Source organism: Burkholderia sp. 22PA0099 (assembly GCF_047497165.1).
Lineage (GTDB): Bacteria > Pseudomonadota > Gammaproteobacteria > Burkholderiales > Burkholderiaceae > Burkholderia.
In genome coordinates this window covers 1,777,389-1,803,656 of sequence record NZ_CP163164.1, presented here as the reverse complement: position 1 = coordinate 1,803,656, position 26,268 = coordinate 1,777,389, and the positions used below count along the sequence as shown (strand labels likewise).

Annotated in this window: 24 protein-coding genes; 10 read left to right on the top strand and 14 right to left on the bottom strand. The window is 67.5% G+C overall.

Annotated elements, in window-relative coordinates; translation table 11 throughout:
* Window positions 1-52 precede the first annotated feature (52 nt).
* Entirely contained in the window at window positions 53-445 is a 393-nt protein-coding gene (locus tag AB4851_RS07935) for a rhodanese-like domain-containing protein (protein ID WP_414440039.1), read from the top strand.
* A gap of 135 nt (window positions 446-580) precedes the next feature.
* Entirely contained in the window at window positions 581-907 is a 327-nt protein-coding gene (locus tag AB4851_RS07930; RefSeq protein WP_414440040.1) for a superinfection immunity protein, read from the top strand.
* A 382-nt stretch (window positions 908-1,289) separates the two neighbouring features.
* Here the strand turns inward: AB4851_RS07930 and AB4851_RS07925 are convergent, their stop codons facing one another.
* The 4 genes from AB4851_RS07925 to AB4851_RS07910 form a co-directional block, all read right to left on the bottom strand.
* Window positions 1,290-1,553 (bottom strand): YodC family protein, encoded by a 264-nt coding sequence (locus AB4851_RS07925; RefSeq protein WP_414440041.1) that lies wholly within the window; start codon window positions 1,551-1,553, stop codon window positions 1,290-1,292.
* A gap of 335 nt (window positions 1,554-1,888) precedes the next feature.
* Window positions 1,889-2,749 carry a MurR/RpiR family transcriptional regulator gene (locus tag AB4851_RS07920; RefSeq protein ID WP_414442019.1) on the bottom strand — a complete coding sequence of 287 codons (861 nt, stop codon included), beginning with the start codon at window positions 2,747-2,749 and terminating at the stop codon, window positions 1,889-1,891.
* A gap of 103 nt (window positions 2,750-2,852) precedes the next feature.
* Complete coding sequence (locus tag AB4851_RS07915) at window positions 2,853-3,161, bottom strand: hypothetical protein (protein ID WP_414446716.1); 309 nt, start codon at window positions 3,159-3,161, stop codon at window positions 2,853-2,855.
* Window positions 3,162-3,659: 498 nt separating this feature from the next.
* Window positions 3,660-3,950, bottom strand: a complete 291-nt coding sequence (locus tag AB4851_RS07910; protein ID WP_414446715.1) for a hypothetical protein — start codon at window positions 3,948-3,950, stop codon at window positions 3,660-3,662.
* 147 nt (window positions 3,951-4,097) lie between these two features.
* Here AB4851_RS07910 and AB4851_RS07905 point away from each other — a divergent pair, with 147 nt between their 5' ends.
* Entirely contained in the window at window positions 4,098-4,952 is an 855-nt protein-coding gene (locus AB4851_RS07905; RefSeq protein WP_414446714.1) for an alpha/beta hydrolase, read from the top strand.
* A gap of 11 nt (window positions 4,953-4,963) precedes the next feature.
* Here the strand turns inward: AB4851_RS07905 and AB4851_RS07900 are convergent, their stop codons facing one another.
* Window positions 4,964-6,265, bottom strand: a complete 1,302-nt coding sequence (locus AB4851_RS07900) for an MFS transporter (RefSeq protein ID WP_414446713.1) — start codon at window positions 6,263-6,265, stop codon at window positions 4,964-4,966.
* Between the two features lie 70 nt (window positions 6,266-6,335).
* Window positions 6,336-7,811 carry a M20 family metallopeptidase gene (locus AB4851_RS07895; protein ID WP_414446712.1) on the bottom strand — a complete coding sequence of 492 codons (1,476 nt, stop codon included), beginning with the start codon at window positions 7,809-7,811 and terminating at the stop codon, window positions 6,336-6,338.
* 121 nt (window positions 7,812-7,932) lie between these two features.
* Between AB4851_RS07895 and AB4851_RS07890 the strand changes: the two genes are divergently transcribed.
* A complete protein-coding gene (locus tag AB4851_RS07890) occupies window positions 7,933-8,829 on the top strand; it encodes a LysR family transcriptional regulator (RefSeq protein ID WP_414440046.1) in 897 nt (298 codons plus the stop codon).
* Window positions 8,830-8,888: 59 nt separating this feature from the next.
* Here AB4851_RS07890 and AB4851_RS07885 read toward each other — a convergent pair whose 3' ends face one another.
* From AB4851_RS07885 to AB4851_RS07870, 4 genes are all read right to left on the bottom strand, one after another.
* A complete protein-coding gene (locus tag AB4851_RS07885) occupies window positions 8,889-9,377 on the bottom strand; it encodes a VOC family protein (protein ID WP_414446711.1) in 489 nt (162 codons plus the stop codon).
* 451 nt (window positions 9,378-9,828) lie between these two features.
* Window positions 9,829-10,083 (bottom strand): hypothetical protein, encoded by a 255-nt coding sequence (locus tag AB4851_RS07880; RefSeq protein ID WP_414446710.1) that lies wholly within the window; start codon window positions 10,081-10,083, stop codon window positions 9,829-9,831.
* A 148-nt stretch (window positions 10,084-10,231) separates the two neighbouring features.
* Window positions 10,232-12,514 carry a glycogen debranching N-terminal domain-containing protein gene (locus AB4851_RS07875; protein WP_414446709.1) on the bottom strand — a complete coding sequence of 761 codons (2,283 nt, stop codon included), beginning with the start codon at window positions 12,512-12,514 and terminating at the stop codon, window positions 10,232-10,234.
* A gap of 141 nt (window positions 12,515-12,655) precedes the next feature.
* Window positions 12,656-13,690: a rod shape-determining protein gene (locus tag AB4851_RS07870; protein WP_414446708.1), complete on the bottom strand. Its 1,035-nt coding sequence runs from the start codon at window positions 13,688-13,690 to the stop codon at window positions 12,656-12,658.
* Window positions 13,691-14,011: 321 nt separating this feature from the next.
* Here AB4851_RS07870 and AB4851_RS07865 point away from each other — a divergent pair, with 321 nt between their 5' ends.
* A complete protein-coding gene (locus AB4851_RS07865) occupies window positions 14,012-16,441 on the top strand; it encodes a patatin-like phospholipase family protein (RefSeq protein ID WP_414446707.1) in 2,430 nt (809 codons plus the stop codon).
* Between the two features lie 19 nt (window positions 16,442-16,460).
* On the opposite strand, the gene AB4851_RS07860 is transcribed toward AB4851_RS07865, so the two are convergent.
* Both AB4851_RS07860 and AB4851_RS07855 read right to left on the bottom strand, forming a co-directional pair.
* A complete protein-coding gene (locus tag AB4851_RS07860) occupies window positions 16,461-17,615 on the bottom strand; it encodes an ATP-binding protein (protein WP_414446706.1) in 1,155 nt (384 codons plus the stop codon).
* Window positions 17,602-18,309: a winged helix-turn-helix domain-containing protein gene (locus tag AB4851_RS07855; protein WP_414446705.1), complete on the bottom strand. Its 708-nt coding sequence runs from the start codon at window positions 18,307-18,309 to the stop codon at window positions 17,602-17,604. Before AB4851_RS07855 ends, AB4851_RS07860 begins: the two co-directional genes overlap by 14 nt.
* Before the next feature lie 460 nt (window positions 18,310-18,769).
* Here AB4851_RS07855 and AB4851_RS07850 point away from each other — a divergent pair, with 460 nt between their 5' ends.
* The 5 genes from AB4851_RS07850 to AB4851_RS07830 all read left to right on the top strand — a co-directional run bounded on the left by AB4851_RS07850 (window position 18,770) and on the right by AB4851_RS07830 (window position 24,510).
* The gene (locus AB4851_RS07850; protein WP_414446704.1) at window positions 18,770-19,684 is read left to right on the top strand and encodes a glutaminase; all 915 of its coding nucleotides are present in this window, start codon (window positions 18,770-18,772) and stop codon (window positions 19,682-19,684) included.
* Between the two features lie 283 nt (window positions 19,685-19,967).
* The gene (locus AB4851_RS07845; RefSeq protein WP_414446703.1) at window positions 19,968-21,125 is read left to right on the top strand and encodes a porin; all 1,158 of its coding nucleotides are present in this window, start codon (window positions 19,968-19,970) and stop codon (window positions 21,123-21,125) included.
* Between the two features lie 10 nt (window positions 21,126-21,135).
* Window positions 21,136-21,831, top strand: a complete 696-nt coding sequence (locus AB4851_RS07840; protein WP_414446702.1) for an ABC transporter ATP-binding protein — start codon at window positions 21,136-21,138, stop codon at window positions 21,829-21,831.
* Between the two features lie 64 nt (window positions 21,832-21,895).
* On the top strand, window positions 21,896-22,798 hold the full coding sequence (locus AB4851_RS07835) for an ABC transporter substrate-binding protein (protein WP_414440057.1): 903 nt from the start codon (window positions 21,896-21,898) through the stop codon (window positions 22,796-22,798).
* Window positions 22,798-24,510, top strand: a complete 1,713-nt coding sequence (locus tag AB4851_RS07830; protein ID WP_414446701.1) for an ABC transporter permease — start codon at window positions 22,798-22,800, stop codon at window positions 24,508-24,510. Before AB4851_RS07835 ends, AB4851_RS07830 begins: the two co-directional genes overlap by 1 nt.
* Window positions 24,511-24,587: 77 nt before the next feature.
* On the opposite strand, the gene AB4851_RS07825 is transcribed toward AB4851_RS07830, so the two are convergent.
* Both AB4851_RS07825 and AB4851_RS07820 read right to left on the bottom strand, forming a co-directional pair.
* Entirely contained in the window at window positions 24,588-25,460 is an 873-nt protein-coding gene (locus AB4851_RS07825; RefSeq protein ID WP_414446700.1) for a hypothetical protein, read from the bottom strand.
* A 171-nt stretch (window positions 25,461-25,631) separates the two neighbouring features.
* Complete coding sequence (locus AB4851_RS07820) at window positions 25,632-26,249, bottom strand: glutathione S-transferase family protein (protein ID WP_414440060.1); 618 nt, start codon at window positions 26,247-26,249, stop codon at window positions 25,632-25,634.
* Between the last annotated feature and the right edge of the window lie 19 nt (window positions 26,250-26,268).

The following is a 26,268-nucleotide window of genomic DNA, read 5'->3' as shown; positions in this document are numbered from 1 at the left end:
ACCGCGATACTGATGGCTCCGACACCGTTTTTTCCCAGGAGACCGAACCCTCATGTCCTACGTCACCGAAATCCCCGCCGCCGACAGCGCCACCGCGCTCGAACGCTTTTCCGCGTCGCTGCGCTTCGAAACCGATTGCTGGGACGTGCATCACGCGATCGAATCGGGCCAGACCGATTTCGTCCTGCTCGACGTTCGCAGTCCGGAACAATTCGCCGCCGGGCATATCCGGGGCGCCATCAATCTTCCGCACCGCAAGATCATCGAAGGGAAGCTATCGGATTTTCCAATCGGATCGATATTCGTTACCTATTGCGCTGGCCCCCATTGCAACGGCGCGACCCGCGCGGCGATCCGTCTGGCTCGCCTCGAACGGCCTGTCAAGCTTATGCCTGGCGGGATTACGGGATGGTACGACGAAGGTTTCGAATTGGTGACGGATTAATGCCGGATGAGGGGTCGACAGGCACCGTGACGGGAAACGCAACAATCAGTTTCCTGCACAACATCTGAAAAAGCGCGACAATCCGTCCCACTGCAGTTGCCTTCGTCGCACTGCAACACGGAAGGAGTTGCTCCCATGCAGATGAAAATCCTGTTTCAGATTGTCGGGGCCGTAATCGCGATCGCGTTCTACTTTCTGCCGGCGATCATCGCCGACCGTCGCGGCCGTCACGACAAGCTGACCCTCGCGCTGTTCAACGCCCTGTTCGGTTGGACCGGTATCGGCTGGCTGATGACGCTCTACTGGGCGCGGCTGCCGAACCCGGCAAAGAATCTGGCCGTCAAAATCGTCCAGACCCGCCACTCGATCAGCATGAACACGTTCCAGTCCGGCCTGGTCGACCGCGTGCAACGCCGCGTCGCGCTCCAGCAAGCCTGGGTCGAAAAGCAGGAATCGCGCTGAGCCGGTCGAACGGCTGGCCGACGCAGCGATCAGCCCGCGTCCGCCTTCCCGCCGCCGCACGTCTCACCCGCAGTCGCAGTCGCTTGTTGCCGCTCCCGGATCACCCCGCGTTCCCGACCGCGTAGCATTCGCCCCGCGTCACCTGTCCGCGTATTCCGCCTGGCATCACCCGAACGATCCGGCCTGCCCGGCCGAGCCGCCGCATTACGCGTGCGGCCCGGCCGGCGGTGCCTGCCTTCGTCGATGCTCACCCCGCATCCGTTGCCTCGATCGACCGCGTAAACGACAACGCGCCCGTTTCCGGGCGCGTGGCGTATCGGTGCGTGACGTGGCGAGGCCGATGCCGGCCTCGATACCGCATGTTCAGTTCAGCGGAACCGCCTCAAAACGCAAAGCCGGCGTGCATGCCGAAGCTGCGCAGGCTCGCGCGGCCGGCCGAGATGGTGGTCGGCTCGCGCACCACCTCGTCGAACGCAAAGCGCTGCTGGCAGAAATCGCCGCCGATATCGAACCACTGGCACGTCAGCCAGGCTTCGCCGCCGGCCGCGCCGACGAACGTGACGGTCATGCGCGGACCGCCGGTTTTGAGCGTCACGACGTCGCCGATGCGCGGCGACGCGACGCGAATATCGTGTGCTGTTGTCATGACCCGGCCTCTCGAAAGTCGCTTTCCGGTTAGCCGACGGCTTACCGGTTTGCAGCAGACTATCAACGAAAATAAACCGAGACAAGAAATCTTTTTTGCTTTCTTCTGCGCGATTTCAGAAAAGCGTTCGCCTACCTGTCAGCCTTGCCAGTAAAGCCTTTCGAAGCTGTCGACACGATCATTTACCGTGCGTTCGATTGAGCCGATTTTGAAACTTTTATTTAAACGGATCGCGAATTTTTTGATCCGATTATTGCGCCGCAATCGGGCTGAAAACCGCCGATACGAATATCTGCACATTATTGTGGCCGGTTACCGGTATCGAATTCCCGGTTTCAGACCGAATAGGCACCACGCGCGTGCAGATCCGCTTCGGCGCGCGCCAGCGCAGCCACCGCCTCGCCACCTTCGAGTGCCAGCAGTTGCGCGACCAGCGCCTCGGCCAGCGCATGCGCGCCCACCAGCGACGGGAAGAACGACGGGCTCTCGTGCGCGAACAGCAGCGACTGGTCGGCCAGCAGCGCAATCGGCGACACGGCGCTGTCGGTGATCGCCACCACCTTGCTGCCGCGATCGCGCGCGGTGGTCGCCACGCGCGTCGCCTCGGCCGAATACGGCGCGAAGCTGACCACCACCGTCACGCTCTGCTTCGAGATCGCGCGCAGTTCCATGTCGAGCGAGCCGGCCACGCCGGCCAGCAGCGCGACGGTCGGGCGAAACAGGCGATACGCGTAGACAAAACCGAACGCGACCGGATAGCACGAGCGAAAGCCGGCCACATGCACCTGCTGCGCCCGGCGGATCAGCTTCGCCGCGTCCGCCAGCGCGCGCGCGTTCTGTGCGGCCGTGCCGCTCAGGTTCTGCTGCTGGGCCGCCAGCAGATCGTGCGCGAGCGCCGCCTTGCCGCCCGGCTTGACGAGCGAACGCGCGCGCTGCGTCATCGGCGCGGGGCGCGTGCGCACGCGCGCCACGAACAGGTCGCGCATCTCGTTCCAGCCGGGAAAGCCGAACTGCTGCGCGAGCCGCACGAGCGAGGCCGGCTGCACCTCGGCGCGCTGCGCGACCTTGCGCATCGACGACACCGCCACCTCGTCCGGATGGTCGATCAGGAACGCCGCGCCCACCTGGAACTGCGGACTCAGCTCGGAGAATTGCGCGCGAATCAGGGCGGCGAGTTCGTCGAAATCGGCAGGCATCGTGGCGAGGGGCGGAAAACGGGCGCCCATGGTACACCGGGCCGGGCGCGGCTGCCGACGCGCTGCCGGCCGCCAGATGGCGGCGATCCCGGCGTCGGCCGCGTCACCCGGCGCGCATCGCCGAATTTGCCACCGGCCCGGCGCGCACGTGGTGCTGCGTGGTGCCATTTCCCGGCGGCGGACACGTGCCGCATCGCGAGGTGAAGGCCAAGGTGCTGGAAACGATTTCGACGTTCCTCGGCGTGTCCGACACAGCCAGCCTGAAAGTTATCCACAGAAAATGTTGGCAAGCTTGTGGATGACCTGCGCATGGTTTTTCCAATTCCTTGAATAACATCAGATTTTTCTCTTGAAAGACGGTTTCGACAGGCGCCGCGCCGCAGGCCATCTTGTCCACAGATTTTGTTGGCAAGCTTGTGGATATCCTTTATGGCTTCTCGCCAATACCTTGATTCGATAGGGGTATTTTCAAAAATGCCGGCTTTGGGCAGCGGCTTTCGCACCGGTCCGGCGACCGGTTTCGACAGCCGCGTCGAGAAAAAAGCGTTTCCAATCAACAGTCCGCCGGCCTGCTGGTTGCGCAGGCAACCGGTTGCCGCCCGGCTTGCCAGGCCTGCCGGGCGATCCCGACACCCCCATCCATCCCGCGAACCAGCCGCTGCATCGCTTGAAACCGGCCCGATCCTTCGCGCCGCCGGCCGCCCAGGTTGTCCACAATTTTTGTTGGCAACGTTGTGGATTTCTTTGGGCAATACGCCCCAAGCCTTTGATCCCGCTATCTTTTTCCTCATGCGTCACGAATGTGGCAGTGCCTGCCTCGCCAAGGTGCAACCAGGTTGTCCACAGTTTCTGTTGGCAAACTTGTGGATTACCTGCGCGTCTGCGGCGCAAGGCATTGATCCGACACGGTTTACCACGCGACGTCGCGGAAACAGCAGGTGTCGGCCCCGGCAGCGAAACCGGCGGGGGTCGAACGCACCGGGGGCCGGGGCCGGGCAGCGGTGCGCCGGCCGCGAACGGATAGCGCCGAAACGGCGCGCGCGGTGGCGTCGGTCACGTCGCGACGATCCAGCGGCCGATGCAGCGGTTCGACCCGGCGCGGGCGCAATGCCTGGAACAGCAGTTCGACAGCCAGGCCATCACGGCCCTCGTCGTGGTAGTCCACCGGCATCCTGACCACCAACACGATCAGCTCGCGCAACAGTGTTTTCGCGCCTGCAGAACAGGGCATCGCCTCATCGAGATGGTTATTTGCGCTCGCACAGACCATCGCACGTCGCCGATGAATTGCGACGTGAAGCACGCCACATACTCACTGCTCCACAAACCGTTTCCAATGAGGTTGAATATGCTGGTTTACCGCAACTTCGATCAAGCCGCACTCGACAAGCAATACAACATGCGCTTGCGCATTCCCGATCATCCGGCGATCTTCGATCGTTGGGCCAAGACGAGCGCCACGTTTCGCCGCGAGCACGCGGTGCATGAAGAAGTGCGTTACGGCACGGCGGACATGCAGGCGCTCGATTTCTTCCCCGCGCGCGATCGCGGGCGCCCCGTGCTGGTGTTCATCCACGGCGGCTACTGGCAGTCGCTCGACAAATCGGATTTCAGCTTTGTCGCACGGCCGTATCTGGCGGCGAACTTCAACGTGGCGGTGGTGGGCTACCGGCTCGCGCCGTCGGTGCGAATGGGCGACATCGTGCGCGACAACGCGCTCGCCGTCGCGCATCTGTACCGCCATGCCGACGCGCTCGGTTTCGATCGCAACGCGATCTTCGTATCAGGCAGCTCGGCCGGCGGCCACATGACGGGCGCGCTGGCCGGCCTCGATTGGGCGCCGTACGAAGTACCGGGCGATATCGTCAAGGGCGCGTGCGCGCTCAGCGGGCTTTACGATCTGGAGCCGATCCGGCTGTCCTATCTGAACGAAGCGGTGCGGCTCGATGCGCGCGAGGTAGCCCAATACAGCCCGAAATTTCATCTGCCGGCCGCGTCGCTGCCGTTCATCCTGACGGTGGGCGGCGACGAGACGGACGAGTTCCACCGCCTGCAGGCCGAATACCAGACGCGGTTGAACGCGCACGGCCTCGACGTGCGGATCGTGCGCCAGCGCGACGGCCATCACTTCGGCGCGATCGACCGGCTCGGCGAGGAAGGCCATCCGCTGTCGCAAGCTGTGATCGCAATGATGCAAGGCTGACGGCAGGCCGCTCAGGCCGCCACCGCTCGATCGAGCTTCGGCCGCCGCAGGCGGCTGACCGACGCGAGCGCGGCGAGGCTGATCATGGCGGTGGCCATCAGGTAGAAGCTCGGCGCGCTGCGGTTCGCCGTGGCGCTGACGAGCCACGTGACGATGGCCGGCGTGAAACCGCCGAACACCGTCACGCCCACGTTGTAGCCGACCGACATGCCGGTCGAACGGGTGGCGGCCGGGAAGATCTCCGACATCAGCGCGGGCAGCGCGCCGAAGTAGATCGACTTCAGCAGCGCGAGCCAACCCACCAGCGCGAACAACGCCGGCACCGACCCGTGCGACACGGCATACGAAAACGCCGGATACGCGCTCAACAGAAACAGCACCGCCACCACGGTCATCTGCTTGAGACGGCCGATGCGATCGGACAGATGGCCGGCGAACGGCGTGACGACAGTGAGGATCACGCCACCGGCCATGGTGGCCGCGAAGCTGGCCGAGGCCGGCAGATGCAGCTCGCGGATCGCGAACGTCGGCAGGTATTGCAGCATGTAGTTGACGGCCGTGGATACCGTCAGCGCGCCGATCGAAATCAACACCATCTTCTTCTGCTTCGAGAACACGTCGCGCACCGGCGTTTCGGTTCGCACGCCTTCGGTGAACGCGGGCGCGTCCTCCAGGAAACGGCGCAGGTACAGCCCGAGCGGCCCGATCAGCAAGCCGAAGAAAAACGGCACACGCCACCCCCACTCGGCCAGATCGGCCGGCGACAACAGCTTCGCCAATCCGAAACCGAACGATGCGGCCAGCAGCGTCGCGAGGCCCTGCGTGGCGAACTGCCAGCTCGCGAGAAAGCCGCGCCGATGCGGCGCATGCTCGATCAGCATCGCGGTGGACGCGCCGAATTCGCCGCCGGCCGAGAAGCCCTGGATCAACCGCGCGGCGAACACGCCGAGCGGCGCGGCCAGCCCGATGCTCGCGTAGGTGGGAATCAACGCGATGATGCCGGTGCCGATCATCATCAACATGACCGACACCATCAGCGCCGCCTTGCGGCCGCGCCGGTCGGCATAGGCACCGAGCACCACGCCGCCGATCGGGCGCACCAGGTACGACGCGCCGAACGAGCCGAACGTCAGCAGCATCGAAGCCGTTTCGTTGGTCGCCGGGAAGAAGTGCTTGCCGATATAGATCGCGAAGAACGCGTAGATCGCGATGTCGAACCATTCGAGCGCATTGCCGGCGGAGGTCGCGACGACGATCTGCGTGAGGCTCAACGGTTTGCGCGCGGGCGGAGTGGAAAGCGGAGTCGGGTTCATGAGGCGCTCGATCGGTTGACGGGAACGGAGGCCGCGGCGGTGGGCGCCGCGTGACGTGGCGCGGCGCGCATCACGCGAGCGGCACGCTGGCGGATGACGCGGCAAGCCCGTCGGCAGCGGCAGCCCGGCGCGCGGCGACGATGCGCGGCGCGTCGTCGCCGAGGTCCCACCAGAGGCCCGCCATCACGCCGAGCGCTTCGCGCGCGACCGAGCCGAGCAGATGCTCGTTCGGCGCGTGCTGCGCGCAGGCCGGATACGAATGCGGCACCCACAAGGTGGGCAGGCCGAGCGTGTCGGCGAACACGTCGTTCGGCACGGTGCCGCCGAGGTTCGGCAACAGCGCGGGCCGCTTGCCGGTGGAAGCGCGCAGCGAGGCCAGCGCCCAGTCCACCCAGGGATCTTCGGGATCGAGCCGGGTAGCGGTGGCGCTCTGCGTGACGCGCACCTGCACGTCGTCGAAACCGTGCTTCGCGAAATGTGCGTCGAGGTGCGCGGCGGCGTGTTCGGCGTCGGTGCCGACCACGTAGCGCAACTGGCAGGTGGCCTTCGCCATGGCCGGGATCGCGTTGACCGGCGCGTCGGGGTTGCCGGTGCGGAACGCGAGCACTTCGAGCGTGTTCCAGGCGATCACGCGCTCGGTCGGCGTCAGGCCCGGCTCGCCCCAGTCGGGGTCGATGGCCGGCGCGTTGTCGTCGCCGCCGAGTTCGATATCGGCCAGCGCGCGGCGCACCGCGTCGGAGACGGGCGGCGGGCGCAGCCCCTCGACTGCGATCGCGCCACGCCGGTCGATCATGCTGGCGATGGCGTGCGCGAGCACCGTGCCGGGGTTGCGCAGCACGCCGCCCCAATTGCCCGAGTGATGGCCGCCGTCGCGCAGCGCCACCGTCAGCTCGATCGTCACGCCGCCGCGCGAGCCGAGGAACAGCGTCGGTCGCTCGGCCGACACGCGCGGGCCGTCGGAGGCGATGAACAGGTCGGCCGCGAGCGCGCCGCGTTCGGCCGCGCACACTGCGTCCAGCCCCGGCGAGCTGATTTCCTCGCCGGTCTCGAAGATCACCTTCACGTTGAAGCCGAGCTTGCCGCCGCGCGCGTCGAGCACGGCCGCGAGCGCGGCGAAATTGATCGAGTGCTGGCCCTTGTTGTCGGCCGTGCCCCGGCCGTACCAGCGATCGCCGTCGACCGTGACCGTCCACGGCGCGAGGCCCGCGCGCCACTGGTCGTCGTGGCCGCGCACGACATCGCCGTGGCCGTAGGTCAGCACGGTCGGCAGCGCGGCATCCTCGATGCGCTCGGCGATCAGGAACGGCGCGCGCGCCGTGGCCGGGTTGGCCGCCAGCCGCGACGTGAAGCCGAGTGCGGCCAGCGCGGGCGCGATTTCGTCGCTCAGGTAGGCCTGCAGCGCATCGGCCTGCGCGGCGTTCTGGCTTTCGGTGCGAAATGCGACGCGACGCGTCAGGTCGGTGAGCAGACGGCCCGAATCGTAATGTTCGAGTGCGCGCTCGATCGCTTGCTGGCGGGGGCTGGAGGGGATCTGGCCGGCTGTCATGGGGTCTCCTTGTAATCCTGACTTGAGAGGAAGTTCGGCCAGTCTAGAAACGCCATTAATTCTCAACAATTTCAAAAAATGCGCTTAGACTTGCCGAAATGGCAACGCAAGGAGGGCAACGATGCTGCACGGGATCGCGCTGAAGTATTTCGTCGAGGTCGCGCGCACCGGTTCGCTGGCCGCGGCATCGGAAACGCTGCATGTGGCGGTATCGGCGATCAGCCGCCAGATCAGCAAGTTGGAGCAGGATTTGGGCGTGTCGCTGTTCGAGCGGATGCCGCGTGGCATGGTGCTCACCCGCTCCGGCGAATTGCTCGCCGACCACGCGCGACGGGTGCTGCTCGAAGCCGACGCCGTGATGGGTGAAATCTCGGCCGGCGCGACAAAAGGCAGCGGCCTGGTACGCATCGCGTGCACCGAGGGCTTCACGCGCTCGTTCCTGCCCGGCGTGCTCGCGCGCCACCATGTGGGCGCACCGAACGCGCGCTACGTGCTGCGCGCGGGCACGCCGGCGCAGGTCGAGCACTGGGTGGCGACCGGCGAGGTGGACATCGGCATCGCGTTCTCCAGCGGCAGCGCTTCGCCGTCGCATGTCGAGTACGCGGTCAACATGCCGGTGCGCGCGCTGCTCGGGCCGTCGCACCCGCTCGCCTCGCACGACAGCCTCACGCTCGCGGATCTGCAGGCCTACCCGATCGCGCTGCTGGAGCGCAGCACCACGGTGCGCCAGTTGTTCGACCTGTGCTGCTCGGCGCGCGGCGTGCGGATCGAGCCGCTGCTGTCGAGCAACAATTCGGCGGCACTCCACGCGTTCGCGGCGCTGACCGGCGCGATCACGCTGGGCAGCGAGGTGTCGCTCAAGGGGCGGGGCGGCGGCAAGGCGCTGATCGCGCGGCCGATCGACGAGCCGCTGCTGAACCAGCGCATGCTCGAAGTCACGACGATGCGCGAACGGCGTTTGCCGGTGGTGGTCAAGGCGCTGCTGGCAGTGCTGAAGCGCGAATTGGGCGAGGTGTAACGGGCGGCGGCCACGCACCGCGGCCACGATGTGCCTCGCCCGGTGCCTCGCTCAGGGCGTCAGGCCGATTGCGGCGGCATGCACTGCGCCATCCCCTCGCGGATCTGCTCGGGCGTCAGATCGCGCTGATGCGTGGCCACCGACCAGCGATGACCGAACGGGTCCGTCAACTGGCCGTAGCGGTCGCCCCAGAACATATTGGTGACGGGCATCGTGAGCGTACCGCCGGCCGCGACGGCACGCGCCACCACCGCATCGACGTCCTCCACGTACAAATGCAGCGTGACCGGCGTGCCGTTCAGCCGCTGCGGGCCGAGCGCGCCGCAGCCTTCCATTTCGTCGGTCAGCATCAGCGCCGAATCGCCAATCCGCAGCGAGGCGTGCATCAGCTTGCCGTCCGGGCCGGGCAGCCGGCTGATTTCGAGCGCGCCGAACGCGGCCTGGTAGAACGCGATCGCATCGGCCGCGCCCCGGCAGATCAGGTGCGGCGTGAGCGTGTGCATGCCTTCGGGGATCGGCTTGACGGCGGACTGGGCTTGGGCGGACATGATGCGGCTCCTTGGGTGGAAAGGACTGCGGCCGGCGGCCGGCGGCGCGGCGGAAGGCGCGAACTCGCGCTCATGCCTCCACGACGCGCGACGGCGGCCGGAATCGACATCGCCGTGAAAGAATTTTCCGCTATCGTGGAGGCCCGCCAGTGGATAGCCATCGCACCACCCAAAGTTATCCACAGTTTTTGTTGGCAACTCTGTGGATATCCATTCCCTGCTCCCGCCAAGATATTGATCGAAAAAAGAATTTTTTCGGGCCTCTCGGCGCGCTCACCAATGCGTCACACCGCACATACGCGGGATCGGACCCCACCCCTCTCCGATCGCCAAGCGGGGAAACCGCCGCCACAGTAGAAAAGCCCCGGCAGCCGGGGCTTGTCGACAGATCGGGTTCGACACGCGCGGATGCGCCCCGAATTCGGGCCACATCCGGCGCGGCGTTATCCGCTCAAGGCCGTTCAAGCCCGCCCATCAGCTCGGTGGCCTTGTCGCGCAGCGCTTCGTAGCCGGCGCGCGCATGCTCGGGCAGATCGGGATCGCCGATCAACGTGCCGAGCGTCTCGACCAGGCTGAACGCCAGCCCCCTCGCCGCGCCGGCCGCGATCGACTGCGATTCGACCGAGGCATGCAGATGATCAACGGCCGCTTCCATCTGTTCCAGTTGCGCCTCGCGCGTGTCGCCGGGCTGGGATTCCTGGGTCATGATTGCCACCTCCTCGTTGTGATCTGGCGCGCCACGAACCGCGGCGCGCGACGGACCTATCGTGCCTTACGAAATGCCTTCGCGCCATCGGTGCATCCCGCAGCGGGCGCGGGCGCGTTGATCCCGCGCAGGCACCCGCCGCGAGCGCCTACAGCGCGGCCACGACCTTCACGCGACCGTTGCCGCCCTGCGCCGACGCGATCACCTGCCCGTTGACGCGGCGGAACGTCAGCGACACCGTTTCCGTACCCACCCTCAGGTTGTCGAGTTCGAGCCAGTCGATGCCGTCGGGCAGCGTGGGTTGCTCGATCCGCACCTCGCCGCGCGCCGCATCGATGCTCACGCCGAGGCAGGCCTGCAACATCATGAACGGCGAGCCGGCCGCCCAGGCCTGCGGCAGGCAGGCGACCGGGTAGGCGGTCGGCGATTCACCGCGCCGGCGCGGGAAGCCGCAGAACAGCTCGGGCAGCCGCATGTCGAAGCTGACCGCCGCCTCGAACAGCGCGCGCAGCAGCTCGGTGGCCGCCGTCTTGTTGCCGTAGCGCGCGAAGCCGCGCGCGGCCAGCGCGTTGTCGTGCGGCCAGACCGAACCGTTGTGATAGGCCATCGGATTGAAGCGCGGCTGGCCGGCCGCGAGCGTGCGCACGCCCCAGCCGGTGCGGAACAGCGAGGAATCGAGCGTGCGCGCCACCGATTCGCCGCGGCTCGCCTCGGGCAGGCCGAATGCGAGCAGGTGGCCGGCGTTCGACGCCAGCACGCGGCACAGCTCGCCGTGCCCGTCTAGCGCGATCCCGTAGAAGCCGGCTTCCGGCATCCAGTAATGCGTCTCGACCGCCTCGCGCAGCTTGCGGGCGCGTGTCGCGTATTCGGCCGCGCGCTCGGCCTCGCCGCGATGCGTCGAGAACGTCGACATCGCGTCGAACGCCGCGCACGCATAGGCCTGCACTTCGACCAGCGCGATCGGGCCTTCGGGGAAGCGGCCGTCGGCGTGGAACACCGAATCGTGGCTGTCCTTCCAGCCCTGGTTGGCCAGGCCGCGCTCGGACGTCTTCTGGTAGTCGAGCAGGCCGAGCCGGTTGCGGTCGCAGGCGCGCGCCACCCAGCCCGCCGCGCGTTCGAGCGCGGGCCAGAGTTCGTCGATCAGCGCAGTGTCGCCGGTCTGTTCGAGATAGGCGCCGGCCAGCACGACGAACAGCGGCGTGGTGTCCACCCCGCCGTAATACAGCGCGAACGGCACCTCGCCGGTGGCCGCCATTTCGCTGCGGCGGAACTCGTGCATGATCTTGCCCGGCTCGGCGTCGCGAAACGCCGACGTCTCCAGCGCCTGGTGCTTGGCGAGAAAACGCAGCACGCCGCGCGCCAGCGACGGCTGCAGCCACAGCATCTGCAACGAGGTGATCACCGCGTCGCGGCCGAACGGCGTGGAAAACCACGGGATGCCGGCATACGGATAGGGGCCGGTGTCGAGCTGGGTGGTCAGCAGGCCGAGATCGGCCTGCGAACGGTCCAGCCAGGCGTTGAACAGCGGATTGCCGGTGCGCACCCGCGCGATGGTGCGGCGGCGCTCGCGCATCTTGCGGTGCACGCCCACCAGCGCGCGGCGCAGGCCGGGCCGGCCGGCCTTGGCCGGCGGCTGCTGCGGCTCGGCCGGCGCGCCATCGCGCTCGATGCGCGCCTCGACGGTCAGGTAGATCGACACGCAGGCCTGCGCAGCGATCGTCAGCGTGTAATCGGCGCGGTCGGGCATCAGTCGCACCGGGGCCGGCGAGAAGCCGATCCGCACCGAGCGCGTCACGTCGTCGAGGCCGTGGTAGCGCAGCTTGACCTGGCCCGCGTCCACCGCCGGTTCGGACACCGTGCCGCGCTGCTCGCGCGGCGTGCCGCGCACCTCGAACATGTCGAGGAAATCGGACGCGAACGAGATCGACAGCGGCACTTCGGCGTCGGTCGTGCCGTAGTTGGTCAAGGTCAGCGCTTCGTAAAGCACGTCGTCGGCCAGCACCCGCGTGCGTTCGATGTGGATCACGCCCTCGGGCGTTTCGTGGCCGCCCAGCGGCGGCAGCGGCCGGTTGGTCAGGTGGGCGGTAAACGAGGCGTTGTCGGCGCTGGTCGCGCCCGACAGCAGCGACGGCGCGCGGCCGCCGAAGGTCAGGCGCCAACCCGACAGCACGCGCATGTCGTCGACGAACAGGCCGTCGTCGAAGCCGGAAATATCGCCGAGCGCGTCGCTGACGACGAACGCATCGCCGGATTTCAGCACATGCTGGCTGCCGCGCACGGGCTTCTGCGAGACGGGTTCGGGCGTGATGAACGGCGGCACGCCGGCCGGATCGGCGGGCGACGCGCCTTGTAGGGCGGAGGAAACGGAGGATGTTGCGACGACGGCCTCGTCGGCCGACGGGGAAGCGGGATGAGCTTGCGTTCCGGGCATTGCGACTCCTGGCTGCTGCGGTCCACGGGGAAACGGGTGCTGGCGACTGCTCGCACCCCGATTCGCCACAGCATAGGCCAGAACGGCCCCGGTTCGCAGTTTCGCGCCAACCCGGTCAGGCGGCGCGAAACGCGTGCCGGATCAGTGATCGAGATCCATCACGAGGCGGCCCATCGCCAGGCCCGCGCCGCGCACCGCGCAACTGAGCGGCTGGTCGGCCACCCGCACGGCCAGGCCGGTTTCCTCGGACAAACGGCGATCGAGGTGAGCAAGCAGCGCGCCGCCCCCGGTCAGCACGATGCCGCGATGCGCGACGTCGGTGACCAACTCGGGCGGGGCATTTTCGAGCACGTCCTTCACGGCGCTGACAACCTGGTTGAGCGACACGGCGAGCGCCTCGGCCACGTCGTGATTGGACAGCTCGATGGTGCGCGGCAGGCCGTCTTCCACGCCGCGCCCGACCGCGCGCATCGATTCGCGCGGCACCGAGCCGCTTGCCGAACCGATGTGCTTCTTGACGTGCTCGGCCGTCTGCTCGCCGAGCATGACGTTGTAGATGCCGCGCACGTGATTGATGATGTCGTCGTCGAATTGATCGCCGCCGACGCGAATCGAGTGCTGATACACGGTGCCGCCCAGCGACACCACGCCGACTTCGGTGGTGCCGCCGCCGATGTCGACCACCATCGAGCCGACCGCCTCGGTCACGGGCAGGCCCGCGCCGAGCGCGGCCGCGAGCGACTTGTCGATCAGGTTCACGCGCGACGCGCCGGCCGCGCCGGCCGCCTCGCGCAGGGCGCGGCGCTCCACGGCGGTGGCGTTGTACGGCACGCAGACGGTGAATTCCACGCGACGCCCGAACAGCGAGCGCGCATGCGACATGCCGACGAACTGGCGGATCATCTGCTCGGCGGCCGGATAGTGGGCGATCACGCCATGCCGCAACGGCCGCACCGCATGCAGATGCTCGGGCACGCGGCCGATCAGCGCCTTGGCGAGATCGCCCACGGCTTCGACGCGTGCTTTATCGAGATGAGTATCCGATTTACGGAAACACACGACCGACGGCTGATTCAGCACGATGCCGCGTTCCTGCGTGTAAATCAGCGTGCTCGCGGTGCCTGGATCGACCGCGACGTTATTAGAGAAAAGCCTGCCCAGAATGGGTGTCGACATGGATGAGCCTTTACTTGCAGACGTGCCGAAGCTCGTGAATCGCGGCCATACCCGGCATTTCCCCGCGCCGGTGCTGCTCCGATGGCAGCCTGCGCGCATCGAATGGCGATGCGTCAGCGAGAGGCAGTTTCTACTGTAGGCAATTCGCGGTCAATGGAGAATATTCCGATAATGCAATTATCAATCTGACGCATCGCTTGGGAGTCCGTCCTATTTCGGAATCGATTGCCGATTGACGCACACCGCAATGCCTGTACCCTCTCGTCTCGCCATTGCGCGTCACGCCGCGCCGGGCCTGGCCAATCCGCTATTCGAACCACGATGAAACACGTCGCCCGATTCCCGTTCCACGGGGCCGTCACCGCCGCCATGCCGATTCGCGCCGTTGCGCCGGCGCGTCAATCCGCCGCTCAAGTTTGGCCGACCACACTCGGTTCGCGCCTTGCATTCGGTTCGACCGTACTGGCGCTGCTCGCCGCCCTCGCCCTGCTGGCGGCCCGGCCCGCCTTGGCCGTCGAGCCGGCCGGCGCCCCGGCGCCGGCCGAAGCGCCCGTTTCCCACACCTGCGTCGCCACCGGCGGCGCGGCCGGCCGGCCCGCGATCGGCCTGGTGCTGTCGGGCGGCGGCGCGCGCGGCTACGCACACCTCGGCGTGCTGAAGGTGCTGGCGGCACATCGCATTCCAGTCGACTGCATCGCCGCCACCAGCATGGGCGCGGTGGTCGGCGGGCTGTATGCGAGCGGGATGAGCGCGGATGAGATGTCGCGCCGGCTCGCCGACGTCAACCTGGCCGACATCGCGTTCGACGTGACCGAGCGCGCCGAACTGCCGCAAAAACGCCGCGAGGACGAGGAGCGCTATATCGGCGGCCTGACGCTCGGCTTCGGGCCGAAGGGCTTCAAGGCCCCGGCCGGGCTGGTGCAGGGCAACCGGCTGCAGGCGCTGCTGGCCGACTGGACGTCGTCCGTGCCGACCAACCAGCCGTTCGACCGGCTGCCGATCCCGTTCCGCGCCGTGGCCACCAACCTGCGCACCGGCCAGATGGTGGTGCTCGACCGCGGCTCGCTGCCGCTCGCGATTCGCGCCAGCATGGCGATGCCGGGCCTGTTCTCGCCCACCGAGATCGACGGCCAGACGCTGGTGGACGGCGGCCTGGTCAGCAACCTGCCGGTCAGCACGGTGCGCCGGATGGGCGCCGACGTGGTGATCGCGATCGACATCGGCTCGCAATTGCGACCGCTCGACGCGCTGGCCTCGCCAGCCGACGTGTTCCAGCAGATGCTCGGCATCCTGATCCGCCAGAACGTCTCGCAGCAACGCGGCGAACTCGGGCCGCGCGACGTGCTGCTGGAGCCCTCGCTCGGCGCGATGAGCTTCACCGATTTCCAGAACGTCAAACAGGCGATCGCGGCCGGCGAGGCGGCCGCCGAGGCCGCGCTGCCGAGGCTCGAACCGTACGCGCTGTCGCCGCAGGCCTATGCGGCCTATCTCGCGCAACATCGCGCGCCGCCCGAGCAGGCGCTGCGCATCACGAAGATCGAAATCCGCACCAACGGGCCGGTGCCCAAGCGCGTGGTGGCCGATGCGCTGCACGTCAAACCGGGCGATTTCTACGATCCGCAGGCGGTGAGCCGCGACCTGCTGGCGCTGACCACCGGCGGCAATTTCGACACGGCCACCCAGCAGGTGGTCAGCGACGGCGACGTCAACACGCTCGTGGTCGACGCGCGCGGCAAGGATTGGGGCCCGAACTTCCTGCTGTTCGGGCTGGGCATGTCGAGCAGTTCGAGCGACGAGGGCGGCTTCCGCTTCCACGTGGGCTACCGCCGCCCCTGGCTGACCGATTCGGGGCTGGAATTCCGTGTCGATTCCACGCTCGGCAGCGATCTGCAATCGGTGCATACCGAGCTGCGCCAGCCGCTGTCGAGCCGGTACGGCTTCTACCTGGCGCCCTACGTGGAGTTCGAGCGCCGTTTCGCGAACCTGTATCTCGACAACTACAAGATCACGCAATATCGGCTGCAGACCGAGCGGCTCGGCATGGATTTCGGCGTGCCGATCGGCCGGCTCGGCGATTTCCGGATCGGCCTGGCCTATGCGCACGGCAATGCGTCGGCCACCTACAACCTGCCGGACGACGTCGACGACGCCGGCCGACTGACGGGCCAAACCTTCCCGTCCCAAAACGGCCACGAACTGACGGCGCGCGCACGCCTGCTGATCGACCAGCTCGACGACCCGATGCTGCCGCGCAAGGGTTACTACGTCGAGCTGCGCGCCGACCACGCGCTGGTCGCGAGCGATCAGGCGCGCTATACGGAAATCTTCGGCAAGGCGATGATCGCGCAACAGTTCGGACGCCATAGCTTCAGCGCCAGCGTCGAGGGCGGCAACAACTTCGGCACCCCAAGCCCGGTGAACCTGCTGGCGTTCACGCTCGGCGGCTTCCAGCATCTGTCGGCCTACGCCGTCGATCAATTGAGCGGCAACGCGCTGGCCTATGGTCAGGTGACCTACATGAACCGCCTGATGACGTTCAACGCGTCGCCGATCAAGGCGTTCTACGTGGGCGCGAGCGCGGAAATCGGCAACGTGTGGGCCAACGAGGACGGCGGCCGCAGCGGGTCGATGAAGCAGAGCTATTCGCTGTTCGGCAGCTTCGTGACCTCGTTCGGGCCGATCTACGTGGGTATCGCGCTGGCGCCGGGCGGGCTGCGCAACCTGTATTTCCAGCTCGGCCGCACCTACTGAGGCGGCACGCCGGGCGAACTCAGCCCGGCCAGCGGATCTCGAAGCGCGCGCCGCCCAGCACGCGCGCGTCGGCCACCACGATGCGGCCGCGATGCGCCTCCAGCACCAGGCGCGTGATGGCCAGGCCGAGGCCGTAGCCGGCCGTGTGGCGGTCGAGCCGCACGAACGCGTCGAAGATCCGCGCGCGCTCGCTGTCCGGCACGCCGTGGCCGTCGTCCTCCACGTAGATCACGATCTCGCCCGGGCCGGCGCCGAGCTTCACGCCGATCAGGATGCACGACTGCGCGTACTTGCCGGCATTGCGCAGCAGGTTGCGGATCGCGTACGACATCAGCCGCGTATCCATGTTCACGCGCAGCTCGCGCGGCACGCCGATGCGCATCTCGATCGTCTTGTCGGGGTCGAGCTGGGCGAGATCGTGCACCTCGGTTTCGAGCCAGCTCGCGAGCAGCGTCGGCTCGGGGATCGATTGCAGCGAACTGTATTCGAGCCGCGCGTAGGTCAGGCTCATGTCGATCAGTTCGTCGAGCTCGGTGACATCCTGGGCGATGCCGTCGAGCGCATCCTGGCGCTCGGCCTCGCTGCCCGGATCGCGCAGGATCTCGAGCGCGAACCGCACGCGTGCGAGCGGCGTGCGCAATTCGTGGGAGATGCCGTTGGTCAGGTCGCGCTGCGCCGCGATCAGCCGCTCCATGCGCATCGCCAGCGAGTTCAGCATGCGCGCGAGCGGCCCGAGCAGCACGCTGTGCGATTCGCGGGCGCGCGTGTGGAAGCGCCCGCCGCTGAAATCGATGGCGCGCTCGCGCACCATCACGAGATCGACCCAGGTGGGCCGCGCCCAGCGCCACGCGGCCAGCGCGGGCACCACGATCACGAACAGCGCCACCCCGAAGCAGCCGCCCGGCAGCGCGTCGAAGCCGGCCAGCACGCGCGCCGGCGTCAGCGTGCACGCCAGCGCCAGCAACGGCACGCCCACCATCAGCAGCACCAGGCTCATCAGATGCAGGTAGGCGCGCAGATAGAGCCGCGACCAGCTCGGCATGCGGTCGGCGCGCGTGTCGGTCCAGGTGCGGCGAAACCGCAGCCAGCGCCAGCGCAGGTAGCGCAGCGCGGGCAGCCGCGGCTGGCAGGTGGCGCTCGGCGCGGGCGCGTCGTCGGGATTATTCCCAGGCATGCGTGCTGAACTGATAACCCTTGCTGCGGATCGTCTTGATCCGGCGCGGGTGGCTCGCATCGTCCTGCAGCTTGCGGCGCAGCTTGGAGATGCGGCCGTCGATGGTACGGTCGAGGCCGTCGAATTCCATGCCGCGCAATTCGCGCATCAGGTCGTCGCGGCTCACCACCTCGCCCGCGCGGCTGGCCAGCACCCACAGCAGATCGAATTCGGCCGAGGTCAGGTCCGGCGACGAGCCGTCCGGCAGGCGCACCGAGCGGTTGCCGCGATCGATCGAGAAGCCGCCGAACGCGAAGCGGTCCGAACCGTGGGCGGCCTCGGCCGGGCGCTGCGGCGAGCGGCGCAGTTGCGCCTTGATCCGCGCGAGCAGGATGCGCGGCTCGACCGGCTTGCGCACGTAATCGTCGGCGCCGAATTCGAGGCCGAGCAGCTCGTCGTAGGGCTCGTCGCGCGCCGTGACCATCACGATCACGCCGTCGAACTGCTTGCGTGCCTCGCGGCAGATCTCGAAGCCGTCCTTGCCGGGCAGATTGACGTCGAGGATCACCAGGTCCGGCCGCTTCGAGAGGATCGCGGACACGGCCACCTGGCCGTCGAGCACGGTCTCGACCTCGTAGTCGTGCTTGCTCAGATAGCCGCCGATCAGGGTGGACAGGCGAGGGTCGTCTTCGACCAGAAGAATGCGGTGGGGCATGGAGAATCGGCTCGATCGAGGCTGCTGGCAAACCGGCGTGCCGGTTCGTTTTGCAAGGTTCCGGTAAGTACCGGTAATTTCATGAAATATTTCGCATGATACTGCCCTCCGTGACCGCTGATGCATGTTGCCACGCATTTGTACGGAAAATCTCGGCACGTGCGCCGACGGCGTCGCAAAACCGTCGGTTTCACGTCAATCTTCACGCCGATTCTCGCGGCTGATGGTCAGCAAACGCTTAACAGGCGCACCACCGCGCGAAGGACGACGCAGGTTCGCGAGCGGCACATCATGTCGCGTTATGGCCCGCTTCACATCCCGCTTCACATCCCGCCTCGCATCGTCGGCGGCCGCTTCGCCTGCACGGCCAGCGCACCGCATTGGTGCTTGACGAATCGCCGCGCAAGCGCTTCCATACGGGCTCGCTGAATTTCGCGCGCGAGCGCCGCCAAACGCCGTCATGGATTACCAACCGATACTCGACCGCATCCATTCCGAAATCGCACCGTGGATCGGCGCGGGACGCGTGGCCGACTACATCCCCGAGCTGGCCAAGGTGCCGGCCGAGCGCTTCGGCATCGCGATCGTCACGCTCGACGGGCGCACCTACACGGTGGGCGACGCCAACGAGCGCTTCTCGATCCAGAGCATCTCGAAGCTGTTCGCCTGCACGCTGGCGTTCCAGATGCTCGGCGACGAACTCTGGCAACGCGTGGGCCGCGAGCCGTCGGGCAACGCGTTCAACTCGCTGGTGCAGCTCGAAAGCGAACGCGGCAAGCCGCGCAACCCGTTCATCAATGCAGGCGCGCTGGTGGTGACCGACGTATTGAGCCGCCGCTTCGTGCGCGCCGAAACCGCGCTGGTGGAATTCATCCGCCGCCTGATCGGCTCGACCGAGATCGACTACGATTCGCGCGTCGCGCAATCGGAATGGCAGCACGCCGAGCGCAATCGCGCGATGGCCTATTTCATGGCGAGCTTCGGCAACATGTGGATGCCGCCCGAAACCGTGGTGGACGCCTATTGCCGCCAATGCGCGATCTCGATGAGCTGCGTGGAGCTGGCGCAGGCCGCGCTGTTCCTGGCCAACGGCGGCGTCGCGCCGGCTACCGGCGAGCGCATCGTCGACGCCAGCTCGGCCAAGCGGCTCTCCGCGCTGATGCTGACCTGCGGCACCTACGACGCGGCCGGCGATTTCGTCTATCGCGTGGGGCTGCCGGCCAAGAGCGGCGTGGGCGGCGGCATCGTCGCGGTGCTGCCGGGCGAGATGGCGGTGTGCGTGTGGTCGCCGGGGCTCGATCCGAACGGCAATTCGCTGGCCGGCGTGCTCGCGCTCGAATGGCTGACGACCTACACCGAACGCTCGATTTTCTGATTCCGGGCCATCGGCCCCGCGGCGAATCCTGACGATTCGCCAACGCCTTCCAGCGTGTTCGGCGCCGCGGCGCTTGCCGCATCGCCGTTTTTTTAACGGCGACAAGCGCGCAGATGACGGCGCTTGAACGCCGGTTCCAAACCGTTCGCACCCCTCACGTTTTCACGCGCGTCGCGCCGAGCCGCCCGCCACGGGCGAAACAACACGCTCGCGCCTGTCACGAACCTGACTTGCGTGCCACTTAGAGTGGCGGCTCGATTGAATCCCAAAGAGGACATAACTCGTGAACCACTCCTATCGCATCGCGGCGGTAGGCGCGTGCCTGGCCGCCTGTACCGGCCTGCCCGCCTACGCCTACGCAGACGAAACACCCACCGCCGCCGGCTCCTCGGTGACGCTCTACGGCATTCTCGATACCGGTATCGAGTACCTGAACCAGGCCGCCGCTTCCACCACCAACAAAGGTCAGACCAACAGCGTCACGCGCATGACGTCCGGCAACATGTCGGGCTCGCGCTGGGGCATCACCGGCCGCGAGGATCTGGGCGGCGGCTCGCGCGCCTTCTTCCTGCTCGAAAGCGGCATCAACGTGGGCACCGGCACGTCGCTGCAAGGCGGCCGCGAATTCGGCCGGCTCGCCTACGTGGGCATCGCCAACGACACCTATGGCACCGTCGCGCTGGGCCGCCAGGGCGGCCTGTTCCTCGACTGGGTCAGCGAATACAACCCGCTCAAGAACGCGGTGTACGCGATCAAGATGCAGGACCCGGCGTTCTCCGACCGGCTCGACAACACGCTGCGCTACGAGAAGCACTTCGGCGGCCTCTCGGCGATCGCCCAGTACAGCTTCGGCTACGACAACGTCAACTTCGGCTCGCAACCGGCCGGCGACAACCGCTACGCGCGCGTGATCGAGGCCGGCCTGCGCTACAAGCACGGCCCGTTCAGCGCCACGCTGGTGTACGACCAGAAGAACGGCGGCAGCACCAGCCCGACGGCCGCGCACACCGCCAAGGTGGGCGGCAACGAAGGCGACATCGACCGCCGCATCGGCGTGGGCGCGAGCTACAAGATCGCCACCGTGACCACCTACGTCGGCTACCGCTACCTGGATTCGCACGCCGTGCACCTGAGCACGCTGTCGACCTCGCCGGTGGAGGCCAGCAGCCTCTACTGGTTCGGCTCGACCTGGTACGCGCGGCCGAACCTGGCGTTCTCGGGCACCGCGATGTATCAGAACTTCTACGGCAATTCGCGCGACCCGTGGTCGTTCCAGATCGATGCGGACTACTTCCTTTCGAAGCGCACCGACCTGTACCTGAACCTCGGCTACGTGCTGAACCGCAACGGCTCGAACCTCGGCCTGAACGGCTTCGGCACCGACGTGGTGGCGGGCAAGAACCAGTTCGGCCTGATGGCCGGCATCCGCCACAAGTTCTGAAGGAGTGCGCATGAACCCCGGCACGAGCATCTCGATCCACCTGCGCGGATTGCGGCAGCGCTTCGGCGGGCACACCGTTCTGGACGGCATCGATCTGGACGTGCCGGCGGGCACCACGCTGGCGCTGCTCGGCCCGTCGGGCTGCGGCAAGAGCACCTTGCTGAAGCTGCTGGCCGGGCTGCTGCGGCCGGACGAGGGCCGCGTGATGTTCGGCGGCGAGACCGTCGCCGACCCCGCCACTTGCGCGCCGCCCGAGGCGCGCGACCTCGGCATGGTGTTCCAGGATTACGCGCTGTGGCCGCACCTGACGGTGGCCGGCAACGTGGCGTTCCCGCTCGAAATGCGCGGCGTGCCGCGCGCCGAGCGCAGCGAGCGCGTGGCGCTGGCGCTCGAACGCGTCGGCCTCGGCGCGTTCGGCGCACGCCGCCCGTCGGCGCTGTCCGGCGGCCAGCAGCAGCGCGTCGCGCTCGCGCGCGCGATCGTGGCGCGCCCGCGCGTGCTGCTGTTCGACGAGCCGCTTTCCAACCTCGATCCGCAACTGCGCGCCTCGCTGTGCGGCGAGATCCGCGACCTGCTCGCGCAACTCGGCACCACCGCTGTCTACGTCACGCACGATCGCGCCGAAGCCGAAGCGCTGGCGCACACGATCGTCACGCTGGCGCACGGCCGGGTTGCGCAGATCGCCCAAAATTCAAGGAGCCGGTAGTATGCTCACCACGCTTTCCAAGACCGTTCTTACCTTATCGCTGGCCTTCGGGCTGACTCAATCCGTGCACGCTCTCACCGTATATACCGCCGGCCCCGGCAACCTCGCCAAGAAACTCGCGCAGGGCTTCGAACACAAGACCGGCGTCAAGGTCGATCTGTTCCAGGCCACCACCGGCAAGCTGATGGCCCGCGTCGAAGCCGAAGCTGGCAACCCGCATGCCGACGTGCTGATCTCCGCCTCGTGGGATACCGCGCAGGATCTCGACCGCCGCGGCTGGCTGCTGCCCTACACCAGTCCGAACGCGGCGCACGTCTCGCCGATGTTCAAGACCCCGAACTATGTCGCGCAGGGCATCTCGGCGCTCGGCATCGTCTGGAACACCAAGACCGGCAAGCCCGAACCGCACGACTGGAAGGATCTGGCCGCGCCGGCCTACCGCGACCAGGTGAGCACGCCGAACCCGGCACTGTCGGGCGCCTCGCTCGACCTGCTGCTGGGCCTGCAGGACCGTCTCGGCGAAGCCGCCTGGACGCTGTTCGACAGCCTGCACAAGAACGGCATGGTGGTGCTCGGCCCGAACGCGCAGGCGATCAACCCGGTGCTGCAAGGCGCGAAATCGGCCGTGTTCGGCGCGGTGGATTACGTGGCCTACGGCTCGGCCGCCACCGGCGAATCGGTCAAGGTGATCTTCCCGAGCAGCGGCACCGTGATCGCGCCGCGCCCGATGATGATCTTCAAGACCTCGAAGGCGCAGGCCGATGCGCGCGCGTTCGTCGATTACGTGCTGTCCGACGAAGGCCAGCAGATCGTCGCCGCCGCGTACCTGATCCCGGCGCGCGACGACGTCAAATCCACCCGCCCCGGCCTGAAAGACCTCAAGCTGCTGCCGATCGACGACGGCAGCAACAAGACCTCGCGCGCCGAGGTGCTCAAGCGCTTCAACAGCCTGTTCGGCGAACACTGATGGCGACCGTGCTCGCGCGGCGTTCCTCCACGCGGCGCGCACGGCTGTCCGGCCGGGCCGGCCGCGTGACCGGCTTCGGCGCCCTGCTCGGGGCGCTGCTGTTGCTGGTGGGCCTGCCGGTCGCGTTCGTCGGCCTGCAGGCGATCTTTCCCGCGCTCGGCCAGGGCTCGTTCGCGCATCCGTTCTCGGCCGTCTACGCCACGCTCGACGAATCGAACACCTGGCCGCTGCTCGGCAACACGCTGCGCTTCGGCCTGGCGGTGGCGGGCGGTGCGCTCGCGCTCGGCGTGCCGCTCGGTGCGCTGCGCGGCCTGGTGCGCGTGCCGGGCGCGAAGCTGTGGGATCTGCTGTTCCTCGCGCCGTTCCTGATTCCGCCGTATCTCGGCGCGCTCGGCTGGATGCTGCTGCTGCAACCGCACGGCTATCTTCAACAGTTGGCCGGCTTCGATCTCGGCGGCTTCCTGTTCTCGTTTCCCGGCATCGTCACGGCGATGACGCTGAGCGTGTTCCCGGTGGTCTATTTCTCGGTGTCGCGCGCGATGATGCAGACCGGCGGCCGGCTCGCGCAGGTGGCGCGCGTGTGCGGCGCGAGCCCGTGGCGCGCGTTCGTGCGCGTGACGCTGCCGCTGGCCGCACCCGCCATCGCCGCGAGCGCGCTGCTGGCGTTCACGATGGCGATCGAGGAATTCGGCATTCCGTCGGCGCTCGGCGCGCGTGCGAACTTCAGCCTGCTGGTCACGTCGATCGAGGCGCGCTTCTCCGACTGGCCGATCGACCTGCCCGGCGCGGCCGTGCTGTCGGCGCTGCTGGCGGTCACGGCGATGGCGGCGTTCGTCGCGCAGCGTCGCCTGCTCGCGGGCCGCGATTTCGACACGCAAACCGGCAAGCCGGTTGCCGTCGAGCCGGCCGAGGCGGGCCGCTGGCGCGCGCCGATCGTGCTGCTGTTCGCGCTCGTGGCACTCGGCACCACGGTCGCGCCGATCGCCACCATCATCGCCACAGCGTTCCTGCGCACGCTGTCGGGCGGCCTCAGCGTCGCCAACCTGACGCTCGCGCACTTCGGCGCGCTCGCCTCGGGCGGCGACGGCGCGAGCGCGCTGGGCACCAGCCTCGCGCTGGCGGCCGGCACCGCGCTCGTCACCGGCGTGCTCGGCTTCCTCGCGGCGTGGGTGGTGGTCAAGACCCGCACGCCGGGCCGCGCGGCGCTCGACGGCTTGACGCTGCTGCCGCACGCGATGCCCGGCATCGTGATCGGCGTGGGCCTGATCCTCGCCTGGAACCTGCCGTTCTGGCCGGTCACCCCGTACAACACCTGGGTGATCCTGCTGCTCTCGTATGCGTGCCTGCTGTTGCCCTACCCGGTGCGCTACGCGAGCGCGGCGTTGCGGCAGATCGGCGGCAGCCTGGAGGCGGCCGCGCGCGTGCATGGCGCGTCGCAGGGGCGCGTGCTGTTGCGCATCGTGCTGCCGCTGGTCGCGCCGCCGCTGGCCGCCTCGATGATGATCGTGTTCGCGGTGGCCTCGCGCGAGTTGGTGACCTCGCTGCTGCTCGCGCCGAGCGGCGTGCAAACCGCCTCGGTGTTCATCTGGCAGCAGTTCGAGCAAGGCTCGATCGGCGACGGCATGGCGATGGGCACCTTGATGCTCGCGATCAGCGGCGTGCTGCTCGGGCTCGCTTCGCGCTGGACCAGGAAGCTCGATACGCTGCACTGACGTAAAAAAACCGCGCCTGGCATGCTGCATCTGCAACACGCCAGGCGCGGAAGTCGGAGTCTTGCTTCGGCTACGCCTTATTGGCCGCTACAGAACGACGGCTGGTATTGATACACCCAGGTGGTCTTGGTCGAGCTGGGCGACTGCACCCAGTTCGTCATGCCCTGGATCGTGTTGAAGATCAGTTGCGAGCGCGACGTGACCTTGTCGGTGAACACGCCGTTGTCGTTGACGTCGACCTCGAACGAAATCTCGGCCAATGCCGGCGTGCTCGAACCGTTCGCATACCACACCGTCATCGTGAAATCGGCGTCTTCCTGGCCGAGATCGCTGGTCGGGCCGTCGAACGTCAGCTCGTGGATCGACAGGCCGCCGACCGGCACCAGCGCCGTGCTGGCGATGCTGTCGAAGGTCTTGGTGGTGGGGAACAGATCCTTGATGTCGCTGACCTTGTTGATGTTCTTCGAGCTGGACAGCGGCTCGCTGGTCGAGTGCGAGAAGGTTTCCTTCGCGGGCGGCGTGATGTCGTCCTCGAGCTTCGAGCTGGCCTTCGACGAGCTGCCGGTCACGTCGGTGTTGGCCGAGGTGCTCTGATTGGCCGAGCCGAACTTCAGCTCGATATCGAGGCTGCCGCTTTCGTTGCGCTCGCGCATCGAGTAGCCGGCCGTGCGCACGGCGCAACTGTTCGCCGTGTCGAAATACTGCACGGTGCGGTTGTGGTCCGCGGCAAACGACTTCTTCACGGTGCTGTCGAAGCCGTTGGCGGCCAGCGAGGCCTCGAGGTCGGTAAGGAAGCGGTTCGCCGCGTCGGCCGGCGCGCTTTGGAACGCAACCGGGTTCAGCAGGACCTTGTATTCGCGGCTGCCGACGCTCGGCGTGCCGGCATGGGCGAACTGCGACGCGGCAAACAACGCCAGCGCCGCCGCATGATGCAATCTGATCTTTGTCATTTCGGTGCTCATGAGTGGATGGATACGACGCTTCGCCGTGTGACGAAGCCCCACCAAGTTAGCTATCCGAAATGACGTGGCGGTGAAGCGGATGTGTCGGTTGATCGCGCGGCGCGCGCGCGATCCCGACGCATGAACGAATCGCGTCAGGACCTTGCGCGCGGCGGCATGTCAGGCGCTGACGAACGGCTCGCGCGCACCGGGCGCCGTGGCCGCCATCGCAGGGCGCGCCGCCCACGGTTCGAGCCATGCGCCGAGCGCGGCGCGCGTGTCGCGCCATTGGCGGCCATAGCGGAAATCCACGTAATCGAGCGCCACCGCCACGGCGATCTGCGTGCCGGAAGGAATGCCGCCCGGGTCGGGCGTCAGTTCGCCGAGCCGCGCCGCCAGCACGTCGAGCGCGCGCTCGATTCGCGCTTCGAGCCTGGCGAGGTAGGCCGGCTCCTGGCGCGGCAGGTCGCGTACCGATTCCACGCGGCGCGCAAGCACCGCTTCCATGAGGCCGTCGGCCAGGCCCAGCATCGACAGCGCGGCCGCATCGCCGGTCCGCACCAGCGGTGCTTGCGCATGCAACGAATCGAGGTGGATCAGGATCGCCATGCTGTCGTACAGCCCGGCGGTTTCCGACAGCACCAGCGCCGGAATCTGCCAGAGCGGATTAAACGGCGCGAGCACCTCGGGCGACTTCATGTCGACGAACACCTCGCGCACCGCGAGATGGCGCTCGCAGGCGGCCACCACCACCTTGCGGCCGAACGGCGAGGTGGCATCGGTCATGATCTTCAGCATCTGGTTTTCTCCTGGCAGG